The following is a 16,949-nucleotide window of genomic DNA, read 5'->3' as shown; positions in this document are numbered from 1 at the left end:
TGACCGATCAGGGCACATCGGGCCGAGGCTGCTCGCCTACCCGGTTCAGGCGCCCGGCGTTGCCGGTGTCGGTCTGGACGTTCGCGTCGACCGAACGGACCACATCGGCACCGATTCCCTCGACATGGCGACCAAGCCCGTCCCAGGCTCGCAGGACGGTCGCTTCCAACCCTCGGTACGTCCTCTCGAACGCGGCGCCGATGTCGTCCCGGCCCCAGGGCCGCTGCGCGCTCGCCGCCGCGATCTCGCCACCGACGCTGTCCCGTTTCGCCCTGACCGCACGACCGGCGAGTGAGAGATCCGTGCCGGCGCGCCGGGCTCGCCCCGGATCGAGCCAGAGTCGTCCGTCAGTCACGTCGGACCACCGTCGCGGCCCATGATCGCGTCTACCCGGCGGAGCAGAGAGCCGAAGTCACCCGAGCGGAGGAAGTCCGGAGTCCCGGAGCCGGCGGGTAGGTAACCGGCGACCAGTTCCTGCGTCGACGCAGCCGCGGCAGCGGTGGCCCTCTGGACCGTAGCGGTGATTTTCTGTCCGAGTCCCCGGGCGTCGCGGACCTGGTAGACCGACGGATGCAGGTCCAGGGAGATCAGCTGCCCCCGGGCACCGACGGTGGCAGTCACCTGGCCATCGTCGGAACGTTCGGTGATCCGCAGTTGCGCCAGCCGAACCTGGAGTTCGTCCAAACCGGACCTCAGTTGCTGGTACTGGCCGTGCACCTCGTCGAACCGTGCTCGCAACGCGCGATTGGCGTCCCGGTCCACGCTTCCCGCCAACACCGCCTCCCGTCACCTTGGGTAGGCCAGACCATACCGGTCCGTCACCGACCTGTGGGGTCGGGTAACTTCACTGCGTGATCGACCGTCAACAGGCCGAGCAACTCGCCACCATCTGGGCGGGCCGGGAGTCGCAGCGCCTCGGGCGCGAGTGCACCCCGCTGGTCGAGGAGTTCGACCTCGGATACGTGATCTGGTACTCGGTGCCGCGTGACCTGACGATGCGCCCGGGTGACCTGCCGAACACGGTGATCGACCGCGAGACCGGGGAGGTCACCCACTGGCCGCGGGTCCCGGCGGACGTCATCGCCCAGACGTACCGGCAGCGTCGACCCGACCGGCCCGCGCCCCGCACCGTCGAGCCCGCCGCCCAACTGCTTCGCGAACTGCGCCGGCCGTCCACCCCGGGGACCTCGGCGCACCTGACCCTCGGTGGCCGCTCCTACGTCGCGCAGGGCGCGAAGGGTGACGTCGACCTGAATCATCACCCCCTGGTCCAGGGCTATCTGGACAGCGTCCCCACCGGACGACTGGTACGCGGCGTCGACCGTCATGCCGAACTGATCGTCGTCTCCGACGCCCTCCACGACCAGGACCACAGGCGGGAGACGGAAGGACTGCACCCTCTGGACTTCGAGGAGCAACTGGCGCTGCTCAACAGTGCTCGGCTGGAGGTCTTCCGGGTACGCGAACCAGGCGACCCGGCCGGAGGGCCGGCGGACGAGGTCTGCGACTCGTGCGCCACCGCCCTGTCCCGGATGCGGCTACTCCCTTGGTACGACACGGTCTGGGGAGTCAGCGAATGGCGACCGGGGCCCCAATCCGCACCCGACCCGTACCGGTTCGCGCCCGAGGTCTCGCACGCGCTCGTCGCGGCGGGTTGGGGAAGAATGGATCTCGTAGCGGAAATCGTTCCTGCCGCGATCCGGGAAACCCTCGGGATCGGCACCGCGGCCCACCGCCACCAGGCATTCCCTGCCGCCCAGGCGGCACTGACCGATTTCCTGTCGCTGTTCTCCAAGCGCAGGGGGCCTGGCGAGCAGGTGTGGATCAGCCGATTCACCCTCAGTCCGCTCCTCGGGGCGCACAGCGCGGACACGCTGGCGGATTTCGGGGCGGTACTGGGTATGCGGCTCTTTCCGATCGGTGCGGAACGCCCACCGGAGAGCATCCTCGCCGTGGACGAACTCGGTCGGATCTTCGCGCTCGACCAGGCCGGCGAGTGGTTCCTCGGGGCGGACATCGACGCCGCCCTGACCACCCTCCTCCTCGGTCGCGCTCCCGCCCGGGTGCGCGACGACGGCACCTGGTGACCAGTCCGACGGGGTGGCAGGAGTCCCCTGCCACCACCCGTCCCGCTCCCCGCCGAACCGGTGGTCAGAGCTGCACTCCGGTGAGTACCAGCACCCTCGGTTCGGTGTAGTCGTCCATGGCGCTGCGGACGCCCTCGCGGCCCACCCCGCTGCCCTTCACCCCGCCGTACGGCATCTGGTCGGCCCGGTACGCCGGCACGTCGCCGACGATCACTCCACCGACCTCCAGGGCCCGGTGTGCGGCGAAGGCGACGTCGAGGCGGTGGGTGAAGACGCCGGCCTGGAGCCCGTACGCGGAGTCGTTGACGGCGGCGAACGCGGCCCGGTCGTGCTCGACCCGGGTGACCACCAGCACCGGCCCGAACACCTCCTCGGTGTTCACGCGCGCGTCGGCCGGCACGCCGGTCAGCACGGTGGGCGGGTAGTTGGCGCCGTCCCGCCGGCCGCCGACCTCGATGGTGGCCCCGGCGACGGCCGCCTCGTCCACCCACGCCTCGACCCGGGCCGCCGCGTCGGCGGAGATCAGCGGGCCGACGTCGGTGTGGTCGTCCGTGGGGTCCCCCGTCCGCAGTTCCTCGACGGCGGCGACCAGTCGGGGCAGGAACGCGTCGTAGAGCCATTCGTGCACGTAGACCCGCTGCACGGCGATGCAGGACTGGCCGGCCTGGTAGGTGGCGAAGGTGGCGATCCGGTGCGCGGCGAAGGTGAGGTCCTCGTCGGTGTTCCAGTCCTCGCAGATGACCGCCGCCGCGTTGCCGCCGAGTTCCAGGGTGACGTGTTTCTCCGGGACGGCTCGACGGATCGCCGCGCCGACCGGCCCGGAGCCGGTGAACGACACCACCGGCAGTCGGGGGTCGGCGACCAGTTCGGCGGCGCGCTCGTTGGGCAGCGGCAGCACCGAGAACATCCCCTCGGGCAGCTCCGTTTCCGCGAGGATCTCGCCGAGCAGCAGCGCGGAGAGCGGCGTGGCGGGGGCCGGCTTGACGACGATCGGCGTACCGACGGCGAGCGCCGGGGCGACCTTGTGGGCGACCAGGTTGAGCGGGAAGTTGAACGGCGTGATGCCCAGTACGGGGCCGCGGGGCACCCGCCGGACCAGGGCGATCCGTCCGGTGGCGGTGGGGTCGGTGTCGAGGCGTTGCAGTTCGCCGCTGAATCGCCGGGCCTCCTCGGCGGCCCACCGGAAGGTGGAGACCGCGCGGGTGACCTCGGCGCGGGCCCACTTGACCGGCTTGCCGTTCTCGGCGGTGATCAGCCGGGCGATCTCCTCGGCCCGTTCGGCGAGCCGGCGCGAGACGTGGTCGAGGGCCGTCGCGCGCACGTGCGCGGGCAGGGCCGCACCCTCGGCGGCCACGCCGGCGGCTGCCGCGACGGCCGCTTCGACCTGCTCCGGCGTGGCGTGCGTGGTACGCCCGACGGGTCGTCCGTCGTACGGGTGGTGGACGGTCAGTTCGCCCGCACCGTGGACGGGACGACCGGCGACGAAGAAGGCACGTGGCTCCACGCCGCGAGCGTAGAACACGGCGCGTGTCCGTGACCGCGACCACACACCATCCGACCAGGGCGTATCGACGCACTGACCGTGGGTGACGGCAGGTCTGATCTACCCCGGATTGCGACAGCAAACCACCCTCGGATGATCACGAATAGATCAACACTCCTCTCTACAGGGCCATCGATGCCATACGATCCCCGTCACTCGATCAGCCTTGATCGATCTGCGTGTCCCGGCACGCGGTTGAACGGAAGGACACCCAGAGGGATGACAGACTCCCCTGCCACAGGACGCCGCTGGCGTTTCGCCGTGGCCGCAACCGCTGCCACCGCCGCCATGGCCTTCGGCACCCCGGCGACCGCAGCTCCCGCCGAGGGGCAGATCCTGCTCGCCGGTGGCGCGACCGCCGTCGACAACTCGTACATCGTGGTCTTCAAGGACACCGCGGTCGGCCGGCCCGAGGTCGGCACCCGGGCCCGCGGCCTGACCGGCAAGCACGGCGGCGCCGTCGGCCGGACGTACTCCAACGCGCTGCGCGGCTTCGAGGCCCGGATGTCGGAGACGGCGGCCAAGCGCCTCGCCGCCGACCCGTCGGTCGCCTACGTCCAGCAGAACCACACGGTACGGATCTCCGCCACCCAGACCCCCACCCCCTCCTGGGGCCTGGACCGGGTCGACCAGCGTGCCCTTCCGCTCAACAACTCCTACACGTACGCGAACAACGGCGCGGGCGTGAAGGCGTACATCATCGACACCGGCATCCGGTTCTCGCACAGCGACTTTGGTGGCCGGGCGGTCACCGGGTTCGACTCGGTCGACGGTGGCAGCGCCGACGACTGCAACGGTCACGGCACGCACGTCGCCGGGACGGTCGGCGGCACCGCGTACGGCGTGGCCAAGGGTGTCACCCTGGTCGGCGTCCGGGTGCTGGACTGCCAGGGCAGCGGCACCAACGCCGGGGTCATCGCGGGCGTCGACTGGGTCACCGGCAACCACGCCGCCGGCGAGAAGGCCGTCGCCAACATGAGCCTCGGCGGCGGCTTCGACCAGGCCACCAACGACGCGGTCGCCCGGTCGATCGCCGACGGCGTCACCTACGGCCTCGCGGCCGGCAACGACTACGGCGCCAACGCCTGCAACAGCTCGCCGGCCAGCACCCCCGCCGGCATCACCGTGGGCGCGACCCAGTCCAACGACGCCCGGGCCAGCTACTCCAACATCGGCAGCTGCCTGGACATCTTCGCCCCGGGTAGCTCGATCACGTCGGCGTGGCACACCAGCAACACCGCCACCAACAGCATCAGCGGCACCTCGATGGCGACCCCGCACGTGGTCGGCGCCGCCGCGCTCGTGCTCGCCGCCAACCCGAGCTTCACCCCGCAGCAGGTCCGCGACAAGCTGGTCAACGACGCCACCAGCAACGTGGTGACCAGCCCCGGCACCGGCTCGCCGAACAAGCTGCTCTACGTCGGTGACGGCGGCACCACCCCGCCGCCCACCGGCTGCTCGCGGACCAACGGCACCGACGTGACCGTCCGCGACAACACCACCGTCAACAGCACCGTCGCGGTCTCCGGCTGCACCGGCACCGCCTCGGCCACCAGCACGGTGGCGGTCAGCATCGTGCACACCTACATCGGCGACCTGGTCGTCCGGCTGATCGCCCCGGACGGCAGCACCTACACCCTGCACAACCGCAGCGGTGGCTCCACCGACAACATCAACCAGACCTACACGGTCAACCTGTCCTCGGAGACCCGTAACGGCACCTGGACCCTGCGGGTCCAGGACGCGGCGAGCGGGGACGTCGGCTACCTGAACAGCTTCACCCTGAACCTCTAGTCACCACACCGTCGGGCCCCTGCCGCGCACCTCCCGGCGGCAGGGGCCCGACGCGTTCCGCTCAGTCCCACTCAGTCCCGCTCGCAGGCGAGGCCGTCGTTGTCCCGGTCCAGGTCGTAGATGTCGGTCCCGATGACCTCGACCACCCCGTACAGGTACGCCGGGCCGTTGCCGCTGCCGCCCCCGCAGTCGACGTCGCTGGCGATCGGCACGCACCCGCTGTAGTTCGGGTCGCACTTCCGGGTGGGCTTGGTGCCGACGGCCACGACCTCGGTGACCGGTTTCCGGGTCACCACCGATCGCACCAGCTTCCGGCCGGTCGGCACGCCGTCGGTGACGGTGACCTGGTAGGTCAGGGTCCGCACCCCGTCGACCCCCCGGGTACGGACCACGCGCTTCCCCTCGGCGAGGGAGGAGTCCCGCACCGTCCGCGCGCCGTGCGGGACCTGCTCCGTCGCGGTCTCCGTCCGCACCTCGACCACCGGGGAGGGGGGCGCCGAGGGCGACGGAGCGGGCGGCGGAGCCGAGGAGGGCGACGCGACCGGCGGGGACGCCACGGTGGGCTCCGCGTGGGCCGACGGCTCGTCGGCGCTCGGGGCGTCGATGCCGGCGGCTGCGGCCGGGCGGGCCTCCTGGGGCGGTGGCTCGGCCGTCGCGCCGATGACCGTGAGACCGCCGCAGCAGAGCAGGACGAGCGTCAGCGCCCCGCCGCCGACGAGCAGTCCGGTGCGCTGCCCTGCGGTCAGCCGGCCGAACCAGCTCGGACCGGCGGCGGTCGGCGGGACCATGCCGGGCGGAAAGGGATGGTGCGGGGGCGGCGGTCCGTACCCGGGCGGCGGGGGTGCTTGGTGCGGAGGCTGGTCTGTCACAGCGATCGAGTGTCGTCGTCGGGAACGCGGTCGGTAACCACCGTGCTGCCGGGTTCCGACGCCGACCAGGTCCGTGCCGCCCACGCCGTCGGCGAGGTACCGCCGCCGGATGCCGTACGCGGCCACCCGCTCGGCAGCCCGGTCGGGCCGCCTGTCCACTGTGGCCGTCCGTTCGGGGAGGACGGGTGTCGCGATCAGCCGGTCGACGTCCCCGCCGGATAGTCCCGCTTCCCGCCGTCCACCCTTGGCGATCAGCGGTGATCGGGGCCACGATGGGGGCGAGGAGGTGGCCGTGGTCGACCCGTGGCTCGCCCTGGAGGTCGGTGCCGATCCGGGCGAACGGATCGCGCAGGTCGGCGCCGCCCACGAGGCCTTCCTGACCGGTGACCCCAGCCCGCAGCAGGTACGCGACGTGGTGCACCGGTCGTGGCGGCGGTCGGTCGGGGCGCTGCTCGACCCGGAGGGCACCCCGCCGGTCGAGCTGACCGGCGACGACCTGGAGGGCTACCGGGCCGCCCATCCGCTGGCCCGGGTGCTACCGCTCTTCCGGGACCTGCTCGGCGGGATCGCCACCGACGGCGCGCACCTGATGGCGGTCTGCGACGCGTCCGGGCGGCTGCTCTGGGTGGAGGGGCATCCGGGGGTGCTGCGGCGGGCCGAGGGCATGAACTTCGTGCCCGGCGCGCGGTGGGACGAGGCGCACGCGGGCACCAACGCCCCGGGCACCGCCCTCGCGGTCGACCACAGTGTGCAGATCTTCGCCACCGAACACTTCAGCCGGCCGGTGCAGCCCTGGACCTGCGCCGCCGCGCCGATCCACGACCCGCTCACCGGGCGGCTGCTCGGCGCGGTCGACATCACCGGCGGCGACCACCTGGCGAACCCGCAGAGCCTGGCGCTGGTCCGGGCCACCGCGCGGGCGGCCGAGGCATGGCTGGCCGGGCCGCCGGGGCAGGGCGGGCCGGACACGGTGACGGTGACCGCGCTGGGGCGGGACGAGGCGGAGCTGCGGGTCGCCGGGCGGCGCGTCCGGCTCGGTCGCCGGCACAGCGAGCTGCTGGTGCTGCTGCTCCAGCACCCGCAGGGGCGGACCGGGGAACAGCTCGGCCTGGACCTCTACGGCGACGACCGGCTGCGTCCGGTCACTTTGCGCGCCGAGCTGTCCCGGCTGCGGCGCATCCTCGGTGCGGACCTGCTCGACTCCCGCCCGTACCGGTTGCGCGGGACCGTCCGGGCGGACTTCCGTACCGTCGCGGAGCTGCTGGAACGCGGTGAGGTGGCGGGCGCGCTCGACGCGTACCCGGGCAGTCTGCTGCCCGCCTCGGACGCGCCGGGAGTGACCCGACTGCGCCGGCTGCTCGACGGGCAGCTACGGGCGGCGGTGCTGGCCGGCGGCGACCCGGCGCTGCTCGCGGCCTGGACCGCGACGCCCGCCGGCACCGACGACCTGGCCGCGTGGCAGGCGCTGGCGCGGGCGTTGCCACCGGGCGCGCCCCGCCGGCCGCTCGCGGCGGCCCGGGTCCACCAGCTCCGACGGGAGTACGGGCTCACCGGCGCAACGTCGTTGCAACGTCCCGGCACCTAGCGTGGCCGCCGTCACATCCTTCCGACGGCGGAGGTACCCATGACGCGCTACGACGCGCCGACGCACTGGCAGTCCCGCTACGACCACTTCATCGGTGGCGAGTACGTCGCACCGCACGGCGGCCGGTACTTCGAGAACCCGACGCCGGTGACCGGTCAGACCTTCTGCGAGGTGGCCCGGGGCACCGCCGAGGACGTGGAGAAGGCGCTGGACGCGGCACACGGCGCGGCCGACGCCTGGGGGCGGACCCCGGTGGCCGAGCGGGCCCTGCTGCTGCACCGGATCGCCGACCGGATGCAGGAGCACCTGGAGGAGCTGGCGGTCGCCGAGACCTGGGAGAACGGCAAGCCGGTACGGGAGACCCTGGCCGCCGACATCCCGCTGGCGATCGACCATTTCCGGTACTTCGCCGGGGCGATCCGGGCCCAGGAGGGCTCCCTCGGCGAACTGGACGACGACACGGTGGCCTACCACTTCCACGAGCCGCTCGGCGTGGTCGGGCAGATCATCCCGTGGAACTTCCCGCTGCTCATGGCGACCTGGAAGCTCGCCCCGGCGCTCGCCGCCGGCAACGCGGTGGTGCTCAAGCCGGCCGAGCAGACCCCCGCGTCGATCCACTACTGGCTCTCGCTCGTGGCCGACCTGCTGCCGCCGGGCGTGGTGAACGTGGTCAACGGCTTCGGCGTCGAGGCGGGCAAGCCGCTGGCGTCCTCGCCCCGGGTGGCGAAGGTGGCGTTCACCGGGGAGACCACCACCGGGCGGCTGATCATGCAGTACGCCAGCGAGAACATCAGGCCGGTCACCCTGGAGCTGGGCGGCAAGAGCCCGAACATCTTCTTCGACGACGTCAGCGCCGCCCGGGACGACTTCTTCGACAAGGCGCTGGAAGGGTTCACCATGTTCGCCCTGAACCAGGGCGAGGTCTGCACCTGCCCGTCCCGGGCGCTGATCCAGCAGGGGCACTACGCCGACTTCCTGCCCGCCGCCGTGGAACGGACCAGGGCGGTCCGGCAGGGGCACCCGCTGGACACCGACACGATGATCGGGGCGCAGGCCTCCAACGACCAGCTGGAGAAGATCCTGTCCTACCTGGACATCGGCCGGAAGGAGGGCGCGCGGGTGCTCACCGGCGGCGAGCGCGCCGACCTGGGCGGTGAGCTGTCCGGCGGGTACTACGTGCAGCCGACCGTCTTCGAGGGCGACAACGCGATGCGGATCTTCCAGGAGGAGATCTTCGGCCCGGTGGTCTCGGTGACCTCCTTCGCCGACCTGGCCGACGCCGTGAAGATCGCCAACGACACCCTGTACGGGCTGGGCGCCGGCGTCTGGACCCGGGACATGAACACCGCCTACCGGGCGGGCCGGGGAATCCAGGCCGGCCGGGTCTGGACGAACTGCTACCACGCCTACCCGGCGCATGCCGCGTTCGGCGGGTACAAGCAGTCCGGCATCGGCCGGGAGAACCACAAGATGATGCTGGAGCACTACCAGCAGACGAAGAACCTGCTGGTCAGCTACTCCCCCAAGAAGCTCGGCTTCTTCTGATGCCGGGCGGTCCCGACGCGGTGCAGCCCGGCTCTCCGGACGCCACCGCAGCAGCCGACCCGGACGCCACCGCAGCAGCCGATCCGGACGCCACGGCGTCAGCCGACCCGGGCAGCGTGCCACCTGTCTCCCTGACCCCTGCGGCGGCCGAACTGATCCGGTCGCTGCGGGGGCGGCACGGGCCGCTGATGTTCCACCAGTCCGGCGGCTGCTGCGACGGCAGCGCGCCGATGTGCTTCCCGAAGGGTGAGTTCCGGACCGGAGCGTCGGACGTCCGGCTCGCGGCGCTGGCGGTCGAGGGGGTTCCGGAGCCGGTCGAGTTCTGGATGTCGGCGAACCAGTGGGAGCTGTGGCGGCACACCACGTTGACCGTGGACGTGGTGCCCGGCCGGGGCAGCGGGTTCTCGCTGGAGGCCCCGGAGGGCGTCCGCTTCCTCATCCGCTCCGATCTGGCCACCTGATCCCGTGCCGGGTGCGGATCGTGGTGGCGGGCGGCCCCGGGCGGGCCGTCGGCCACCACGGTCGCCTGCGGCGGATCAGTTCTTCTCGTCGCAGGCGATGCCGTTGCGGTCCCGGTCGAGGCGGTAGACGTCGGAACCGGTGACCTTGACGGTGCCGGTGATCCAGGCCGGGCCGTCTCCCCGTCCGGCGCAGTCGACGTCCTCGGCGACCGGCACGCAGCCGCTGTAGTTCGGGTCGCACGCCGCCGTGGCAGCCGTCCCGACCGCGACCAGCTGGGTGACGGGGGCCCGGCTGACCACCGAGCGGAGCAGCCGCTTGTCGGTCGGCTCGTCGCCCACGTAGGTCACCTCGTAGGTGAGGGTCTTCACGCCGACGACCCCCCGGATGCGGATCGCCTGCTGCCCTTCCGGCAGGGCCGGGTCGTCCACGATCTCCACCGGGAAGGGGATCCGGGCCGTCTCGGTGACCTGCTTCGTCTGCACCTCGCCGGAAGACCCCGGGGAGGGGTTCCCGGTGGTCGCCGGCCCGGTCGACGGCGGGGCCGCCTCCGGGTCGTCCCACTCCGCCCGCAGCCCGTCCGCCGTCGGTGACCCCCCACCGGGTCGGACGCCGAGCAGCGCGCCGACCGCTGTCAACTCCACGCCACAGGCAAGGACGAAGGTGAGCATCCCGGCGAGGAGTGCCACCGTGGTCCGGCCACCGGAGCCGTTGCCGGCCGGGCGCGGCCGATCGGCCGCCTGGTCACGGGACGACCGCGAAGACGTCATGGTGGCAGTTTCGACCGCGTCGGTCACCAAGGCAATGGGGAACCTCCCGGGTTCCTCCCACCGTCGGGGGTGAGTTCCCGCGGCGTCGATGACGGTCGCCGGGTCCTCAGCAGCGTTGCTGACCCGAGAGCGCCCGGGAGCGGGAGGAGCGGACGGCAGTGGACAGGACGAGGAGCAGGGCGACCGCGAACATCGCGGTGCCGACCACGTTGACCTGCGGCGGGATGCCCCGTTGGGCGGCACCCCAGACGTACATCGGGAAGGTGACCGTGGTGCCGGCGTTGAAGTTGGTGACGATGAAGTCGTCGAAGGAGAGGGAGAAGGCGAGCAGCGCGGCGGCGACGATCCCGGGCAGCGCCAGTGGCAGGGTGACCCGGCGGAAGGTCTGCCACTCGCTGGCGTAGAGGTCCATCGCGGCCTCCTCCAGCCGCCGGTCCATGCCGACCAGTCGCGCCTTCACCGTCACCACCACGAACGACAGGCAGAACATGACGTGGGCGATGACGACGGTCCAGAAGCCCTGCGGCACCCCGGCGGAGACGAAGAGGGCGAGCAGGGACGTCCCCATCACCAGTTCGGGGGTGGCCATCGGCAGGAAGACCAGCGCGTCGACCGTGGCCCGGCCCCGGAACCGGTGCCGGGCTAGGGCGAACGCCATCAGCGTGCCGAGGACGGTGGCGGCCAGCGTGGCGAGGAAGCCGATCTGCACGCTGCGGACCACCGCGTCGCACATCTCGACGCTCGCGCACGGGTTGCGCCAGTTGTCGAGGGTGAACTCGTGGAAGTCGTAGGAGAGGCGGCTCGCCGGCCGGTTGACCGACAGGGCGGCCACCACGGCGACCGGCAGGAGCAGGTAGCCCAAGACGAGCAGGGCCACGCCGACCACCCAGCGGTCGGCCAGCCAGCGCAGCGCCCGCGTCAACGGAACTCCTGGGTGCCGCCGCCGCGGCGCAGGTAGCCGAAGACCACGGCGAGGACCGCCGCCATCAGCAGGAACGACAGTGCGGCGCCCTGCGGGTAGTCCAGCCGGACCAGGAACGCCGAGTCGATCACGTTGCCGATCATGTACTCGTTCGGCGTGCCGAGCAGTTCGGCGTTGATGTAGTCGCCGCTGGCCGGGATGAAGAAGAGCAGCGTCCCGGCGGTCAGACCGGGCAGGGAGAGCGGCAGCACCACCCGGCGGAACGTCTGCACCGGGCCGGCGTACAGGTCGCCGGCCGCCTCCAGCAGCCGGGGGTCGAGCCGCTCCAGGCTCGCGTACAGCGGCAGCACCAGGAAGGGCAGGAAGTTGTACGTCAGGCCGAGCACCACCGCGACCGGCGTGGCCAGCAGTCGCCCGTCGGTGTCCAGCAGGCCGACATCGCGCAGCAGGCCGACCAGGGCACCGTTGTCCGACAGGATGGTCTTCCAGGCCAGCGTACGGACCAGGAAGCTGGTGAACATCGGGGCGACCACGCACACCAGCAGGACGTTGCGCCAGCGTCCCGCCTTCCGGGCGATCGCGTACGCCAGCGGGTAGCCGAGCAGCAGCGCCAGCACCAGGGCGGCACCGGCGTAGAGGAACGAGCGCCCGAACTGTGGCCAGTACGCCGCCAGCGCGTCCGGGTAGTTGCCGAACGCCCAGGTCATCGCGTACCCGGTGGCGAGCGAGCCGGCCGGGTCGTAGAGGCTGGCGGCGGCGAGTTGGCACAGCGGCACGACGAAGAAGACGGCCAGCCAGGCCGCCCCCGGCAGCAGGAGCAGGTACGGCAGCAGCCCGTTCCGCCCGGGGCGGGGCGGGGCGGCCGGGCTGCCGGCCGGTCCGGTGCCGCCCGGCAGGTGGACGAACGCGGTCACCGCGGGACCCGGTGGGTCCGGGCAGGGGCGGGGGACCCGGTCACGGCGCCACCGTCACCGGCTCGTCGCGCAGCGGGCCGACCCGGTCCACGGCATCGGTCGCGCGCGCGAGCAGGAAGGCGTGCTCCGGTCGCCAGTACGCCAGCACGGACGCGCCGACGGGGTGCCGCCCCTCGGTGCCGGTGTTGGCCGCGAACACCGACAGCTCACCCCCGGTGCCGGTGCGGATCAGGTACTGGGTGCTCACCCCGACGTAGGCGGCGTCGGCGACCACCCCGGCGACGTGCTGGTGCCCGGCGGGGACCTGGTCGGCGGAGGTGGCGAGGCGTAGCTTCTCCGGACGTACCCCGAGGTGGACCGGCCCCCGGTCGGCGCGGGCGCGGGCGACGGGGACGGTGAACCGCGCGCCGTGCGCGGTCACCGCGACCTCGCCCCGGGTCGGCCCGGCGGCCTCGGCGGCGAGCAGGTTCGACTGGCCGAGGAAGTTCGCCACGAACACGGTGGCGGGGAACTCGTAGAGGTCGGCGGGGGCGCCGACCTGTTCGATCCGTCCGGCGTTCATCACCGCGACCGTGTCGGCCATCGTCATGGCCTCCTCCTGGTCGTGGGTGACGTGCACGAAGGTGGTGCCGACCTCGGTCTGGATCCGTTTGAGTTCGCTCTGCATCTGCCGGCGCAGCCTGAGGTCGAGCGCGCCGAGGGGTTCGTCGAGCAGGAGCACCTGTGGCTGGTTGATCAGGGCGCGGGCCAGCGCGACCCGTTGCTGCTGCCCGCCGGAGAGTTCGGCGGGGCGACGCCGCCCGTACCCGTCGAGCTGCACCAGGGCGAGCATCCGTTCGACCTGGGGGCGCACCTGACGGATGCCCCGCCGGCGCAGCCCGAAGGCGACGTTCTCGGCGACGTCGAGGTGCGGGAAGAGGGCGTAGCTCTGGAAGACGGTGTTGACCGGCCGCCGGTACGGGCGCAGCCGGGTGATGTCCTCCTCGCCAAGGAGGACCTGCCCGCCGGTCGGTTCCGCCAGCCCGGCGATCATGCGCAGGGTGGTGGTCTTGCCGGAGCCGGACGCCCCGAGCAGGGCGAAGAAGGAGCCCTGGGCGACGGTGAGGGTGAGGTCGGCGACGGCGGTGAGGTCGCCGAACCGCTTGGCCAGGGCGACCAGCCGCAGGTCGCCGGCGGTTGTCCGGGTCGCCATCACGCCCCGATGACCTGCTGGAACTTCGCCTCGTACGCCTTCTCCCGCGCCTCGTCGAGCGCCATGAAGACCGTGGACTTCGCGAGCATCGCGTCGTCCGGGAAGATCAGCGGGTTGGCGGCCAGCTCCGGGTCGATCTTCTCCATCTCGGCCTGGGCGCCCTGCACCGGGCAGATGTAGTTGACGTGCGCGGCGAGCTTCGCGGCGACCGCCGGCTGGTAGTAGTAGTCGATCAGGTTCTCGGCGTTGGCCCGGTGGGTGGCCCGGTTCGGCACCAGCAGGTCGTCGGAGTAGAGGATGGCTCCGGAGTCCGGCACCACGAACTTGATCTTCTCGTTCTCGAAGCCGAGCTGGATGATGTCGCCGGACCATCCGATGCAGGCGGCGATGTCGCCCCGGGCGAGTTCCGGGGCGTAGTCGTTGCCGGTGAACCGACGGATCTGCCCGCTGTCCACCGCGCGCCTGAGCGTGGCGAGGGCGTCGTCGAACTGGGCCTCGGTGAAGTTGGCCGGGTCGTGCCCCCGGGCCTGGAGCAGCAGTCCGATCGTGTCGCGCATCTCGCTGAGCGCGGTGACCCGGCCCTTGAGGTCGGGGCGGGTCAACAGCTCGTCGATGGTGCGGATCTCCCGGGTGACGCTGCCGTTGTAGGCCAGGCCGGCGAGACCGGTCTGCCAGGGCACGGCGATCCGGTTCTCCGGGTCGAACGAGCGCCCCTTCAACGACGGCAGCAGGTTCGCCTGGACGTTGGGCAGCCGGGCCGGGTCGAGCTGCTGGATCCAGCCGAGCCGGATCATCCGGGCGGCCATCCAGTCGGTCAGCACGATGAGGTCCCGGTCGATGCTCTGGCAGCCGGCGAGCTGGTTGCGCACCTTGCCGAAGAACTCGTTGTTGTCGTTGATGTCCTCGGTGTAGGTCACCTGGATCCCGGTCGCGGCCTGGAACGCGTCCAGGGTCGGCCGCTTCGACCCGTCGGCGGAGTCGACGTCGAGGTACTGCGGCCAGTTCGAGAAGATCAGCTTCTTCTCGCTGGCCGAGCGGTCCTCGCTGACACAGCCCTCCTCGGTCTGCTGGGCCGCCTCGGTGCCACAGCCGGCGAGGGCGCCGCCCCCGGTGAGCGACACGGCCGAGCCGAGCGCACCGGAGAGCAGACCACGCCGGGAGACCGTCCGGGGGTGACTACGCATGTGACGGCTCCTGGGGTCGTCGTCGGCGAGGGGCGAGGGGTCCGCCGGCGGCAGCCGGGCGATGGGACGAACGATACTGACATGCAGAACTCTCACCCTGCTGACCGAGGTGCTCTGCCGCGACGACGACCACCTGCCGGCGATTCCGCAACGGCTCCGCACCGTGCCGGGCACCTGGGCCGGGGCGGTCGTCCACCTCCGGCGCCACGCCCGGACCGGCACCCGGGGTACGGCCCCGGGGGTGCGGACGGGTCAGTGGGTGGGCGGGATGACGCGGAGGTGCCCCCGACGGCCGGTCTGGGGCGTCTGGGGATGGTCCTGCCGCGAGGAGTCCTGCGGCGGGCGGGGTGCCGGGCGCGCCGCCTCACGGACCGCCTCGGCGAGGGCCACCAGGTCGTCGGTGGTGGGCGGGGGCGGTTCGAACTCGCCCTCGTGCCGGACGACGTCCCAGCCCCGGGGCGCGGTGAGGTTCCGCGCGTGCGGCTCGCAGAGGTCGTACGTGTGCGGCTCGGCGAAGGCGGCGAGCGGACCGACGACGGCGGTCGACTCGTTGTAGACATAGGTCAATGTGGCGACCGCTTGCCGGGGGCAGCCGTTTCTGGAGCAGCGCCGTGATGACCTCACGTGCGGCAGGGTATCTCCATTACCGGGTCCGCCGCACTGGTTCACGGTGCGACACGCCCGTCACCGAGATCACAATTCGGCCGCCGGTGGCATCGGCGGCAGGAGAGATCGCCGCACAACGGACGCGACACTCCCGGGCCAGCGCTCCCGGGAGTGCCGGAGCGGCAGGCCAGCGGGGACGGGGACTACCCTTGCCCCATGACCAGTCCGGAACACCGCCGCCCCGGCTCCGGTCGGCGGGTGCACCGCGACCGGCACGGCCGCGGTCTGCGCGGTCGGCTGGTGCCGGCGACCGTGCCACTGGCCCGGACGAAGGCGGAGGTCTTCGACGACCTGGTACTGGACACGGTGGAGACGCTGGAGCGCCGGTTCGCCAAGGAACTGGCCGGGGTTGAGTTCGCCGTCGAGGACGTGCCCCCGGATCTCAACGTCTACGACTCGGACGTACTGGAGGACGGGGAGGTACCCCTCGCCCGACTGCTGCCGGGCCGGCCGGGCCGGCAGGAGGTCCCGCCGCGGATCGTGCTCTACCGGCGTCCCCTGGAGTTCCGCGCGATGGACCGGGAGGATCTCGCCGACCTGGTCCACGATGTCATCATCGAGCAGGTCGCCAATCTGCTCGGGGTCGATCCCGACGAGCTGGCCTGAACGGGCTCGGTCCGGGGGTCCCGTCAGGGGCCCGGACCGGGCGGCCCCCACCGCCCGGCACGGGGAACGTCAGGCCACCCGCCGCTTGAGCTTGCGGCGCTCCCGCTCGGAGAGGCCACCCCAGATCCCGAACCGCTCGTCGTGACCGAGTGCGTACTCCAGACACTCCGTCTTGACCTCGCATCGGGAACAGATCCGCTTCGCCTCGCGGGTCGAGCCGCCCTTCTCGGGGAAGAACGCCTCCGGATCGGTCTGCGAGCAGAGCGCCCGCTCCTGCCACTCCGGCGCGTTTCCGAGCAGGTCGGCCACCTCAAGCTGGCCGTCCATCGCATGCCTCCTTGTCGCGCACCGGCGTTATCGCCGCTGCAACCCCCACGCGGAAAGGCGCGTTTGTCCCTCCGGTACCGATTTGCTGCGTTCCGTGTAGACAACCCCATTCAAATTACACGCGTGTAATACGTGCGCCGTCAAGCCGGACTTGATAATGGAGTCGTCCTCCCGACACGCTCCGGACGGCCATCCGGGCCGCCCGACCCCGCAACCTGCCCTATCGATTCAGACCCCTGAGGAGTAACGCCCTCGCCGGCGAGTTGGTCGAGATTTCTCCCGTGGCGCTCCACCGTCCGACCCGGACCTCGCCGTCGTCGAGGACGGCTGGAGAGCCCCCACCAAGATCAGCGATCTTGGTGGGGCACAGGTTAACGCGACTTCCGCGACACCGCCCGTCGAGCCCCGGGCAGCGCCCGCGCTCCGCTCACCATGTGGACAGAAGATGTGGTCCATCATTCGTCGGTTATGGCCCGAAAGCAGGAT

General features: G+C 71.9%; 17 protein-coding genes. 6 read left to right on the top strand and 11 right to left on the bottom strand.

Annotated features, from left to right (window positions below; genetic code table 11):
- Nucleotides 1-7: 7 nt before the first annotated feature.
- Both AB0F58_RS22320 and AB0F58_RS22315 read right to left on the bottom strand, forming a co-directional pair.
- A complete protein-coding gene (locus AB0F58_RS22320; RefSeq protein WP_357146031.1) occupies nt 8-355 on the bottom strand; it encodes a hypothetical protein in 348 nt (115 codons plus the stop codon).
- Entirely contained in the window at nt 352-762 is a 411-nt protein-coding gene (locus tag AB0F58_RS22315) for a YbaB/EbfC family nucleoid-associated protein (RefSeq protein WP_357146029.1), read from the bottom strand. Before AB0F58_RS22315 ends, AB0F58_RS22320 begins: the two co-directional genes overlap by 4 nt.
- An 89-nt stretch (nt 763-851) precedes the next feature.
- Between AB0F58_RS22315 and AB0F58_RS22310 the strand changes: the two genes are divergently transcribed.
- On the top strand, nt 852-2,087 hold the full coding sequence (locus AB0F58_RS22310; protein WP_357146026.1) for an SUKH-3 domain-containing protein: 1,236 nt from the start codon (nt 852-854) through the stop codon (nt 2,085-2,087).
- Between the two features lie 64 nt (nt 2,088-2,151).
- On the opposite strand, the gene AB0F58_RS22305 is transcribed toward AB0F58_RS22310, so the two are convergent.
- Nucleotides 2,152-3,591, bottom strand: a complete 1,440-nt coding sequence (locus tag AB0F58_RS22305) for an aldehyde dehydrogenase family protein (protein WP_357146023.1) — start codon at nt 3,589-3,591, stop codon at nt 2,152-2,154.
- Between the two features lie 327 nt (nt 3,592-3,918).
- Between AB0F58_RS22305 and AB0F58_RS22300 the strand changes: the two genes are divergently transcribed.
- On the top strand, nt 3,919-5,424 hold the full coding sequence (locus tag AB0F58_RS22300) for a S8 family peptidase (RefSeq protein ID WP_357146320.1): 1,506 nt from the start codon (nt 3,919-3,921) through the stop codon (nt 5,422-5,424).
- 71 nt (nt 5,425-5,495) lie between these two features.
- Here the strand turns inward: AB0F58_RS22300 and AB0F58_RS22295 are convergent, their stop codons facing one another.
- A complete protein-coding gene (locus tag AB0F58_RS22295) occupies nt 5,496-6,212 on the bottom strand; it encodes a G5 domain-containing protein (RefSeq protein WP_357146021.1) in 717 nt (238 codons plus the stop codon).
- Nucleotides 6,213-6,585: 373 nt separating this feature from the next.
- On the opposite strand from AB0F58_RS22295, the gene AB0F58_RS22290 reads away from it, so the two are divergent.
- The 3 genes from AB0F58_RS22290 (at nt 6,586) to AB0F58_RS22280 (ending at nt 9,884) form a co-directional block, all read left to right on the top strand.
- Entirely contained in the window at nt 6,586-7,878 is a 1,293-nt protein-coding gene (locus AB0F58_RS22290) for a transcriptional regulator (protein WP_357146018.1), read from the top strand.
- 39 nt (nt 7,879-7,917) lie between these two features.
- Nucleotides 7,918-9,423, top strand: coding sequence for an aldehyde dehydrogenase (gene adh, locus AB0F58_RS22285; protein WP_357146015.1), 1,506 nt, complete (start codon nt 7,918-7,920; stop codon nt 9,421-9,423).
- A 116-nt stretch (nt 9,424-9,539) separates the two neighbouring features.
- Nucleotides 9,540-9,884 carry a DUF779 domain-containing protein gene (locus tag AB0F58_RS22280; protein WP_357146318.1) on the top strand — a complete coding sequence of 115 codons (345 nt, stop codon included), beginning with the start codon at nt 9,540-9,542 and terminating at the stop codon, nt 9,882-9,884.
- A gap of 75 nt (nt 9,885-9,959) precedes the next feature.
- On the opposite strand, the gene AB0F58_RS22275 is transcribed toward AB0F58_RS22280, so the two are convergent.
- The 6 genes from AB0F58_RS22275 to AB0F58_RS22250 all read right to left on the bottom strand — a co-directional run bounded on the left by AB0F58_RS22275 (nt 9,960) and on the right by AB0F58_RS22250 (nt 15,488).
- On the bottom strand, nt 9,960-10,652 hold the full coding sequence (locus AB0F58_RS22275) for a G5 domain-containing protein (RefSeq protein WP_357146013.1): 693 nt from the start codon (nt 10,650-10,652) through the stop codon (nt 9,960-9,962).
- 106 nt (nt 10,653-10,758) lie between these two features.
- A complete protein-coding gene (locus tag AB0F58_RS22270; protein ID WP_357146010.1) occupies nt 10,759-11,574 on the bottom strand; it encodes an ABC transporter permease in 816 nt (271 codons plus the stop codon).
- Complete coding sequence (locus AB0F58_RS22265) at nt 11,571-12,488, bottom strand: ABC transporter permease (RefSeq protein WP_357146007.1); 918 nt, start codon at nt 12,486-12,488, stop codon at nt 11,571-11,573. Before AB0F58_RS22265 ends, AB0F58_RS22270 begins: the two co-directional genes overlap by 4 nt.
- Nucleotides 12,489-12,528: 40 nt before the next feature.
- Complete coding sequence (locus AB0F58_RS22260; RefSeq protein ID WP_357146004.1) at nt 12,529-13,680, bottom strand: ABC transporter ATP-binding protein; 1,152 nt, start codon at nt 13,678-13,680, stop codon at nt 12,529-12,531.
- Nucleotides 13,680-14,864, bottom strand: a complete 1,185-nt coding sequence (locus AB0F58_RS22255; RefSeq protein ID WP_357146001.1) for a spermidine/putrescine ABC transporter substrate-binding protein — start codon at nt 14,862-14,864, stop codon at nt 13,680-13,682. Before AB0F58_RS22255 ends, AB0F58_RS22260 begins: the two co-directional genes overlap by 1 nt.
- A 252-nt stretch (nt 14,865-15,116) precedes the next feature.
- On the bottom strand, nt 15,117-15,488 hold the full coding sequence (locus tag AB0F58_RS22250; RefSeq protein WP_357145998.1) for a DUF3499 domain-containing protein: 372 nt from the start codon (nt 15,486-15,488) through the stop codon (nt 15,117-15,119).
- 198 nt (nt 15,489-15,686) lie between these two features.
- On the opposite strand from AB0F58_RS22250, the gene AB0F58_RS22245 reads away from it, so the two are divergent.
- Nucleotides 15,687-16,136, top strand: a complete 450-nt coding sequence (locus tag AB0F58_RS22245) for a metallopeptidase family protein (protein ID WP_091394113.1) — start codon at nt 15,687-15,689, stop codon at nt 16,134-16,136.
- A gap of 69 nt (nt 16,137-16,205) precedes the next feature.
- Here AB0F58_RS22245 and AB0F58_RS22240 read toward each other — a convergent pair whose 3' ends face one another.
- Nucleotides 16,206-16,463 (bottom strand): WhiB family transcriptional regulator, encoded by a 258-nt coding sequence (locus AB0F58_RS22240; RefSeq protein WP_088980572.1) that lies wholly within the window; start codon nt 16,461-16,463, stop codon nt 16,206-16,208.
- Nucleotides 16,464-16,949: the final 486 nt, after the last annotated feature.

The sequence above is a fragment of the Micromonospora sp. NPDC023956 genome, assembly GCF_040639195.1.
Taxonomy (GTDB): Bacteria; Actinomycetota; Actinomycetes; order Mycobacteriales; family Micromonosporaceae; genus Micromonospora.
This window is presented reverse-complemented; position numbering and strand designations above follow the sequence as displayed.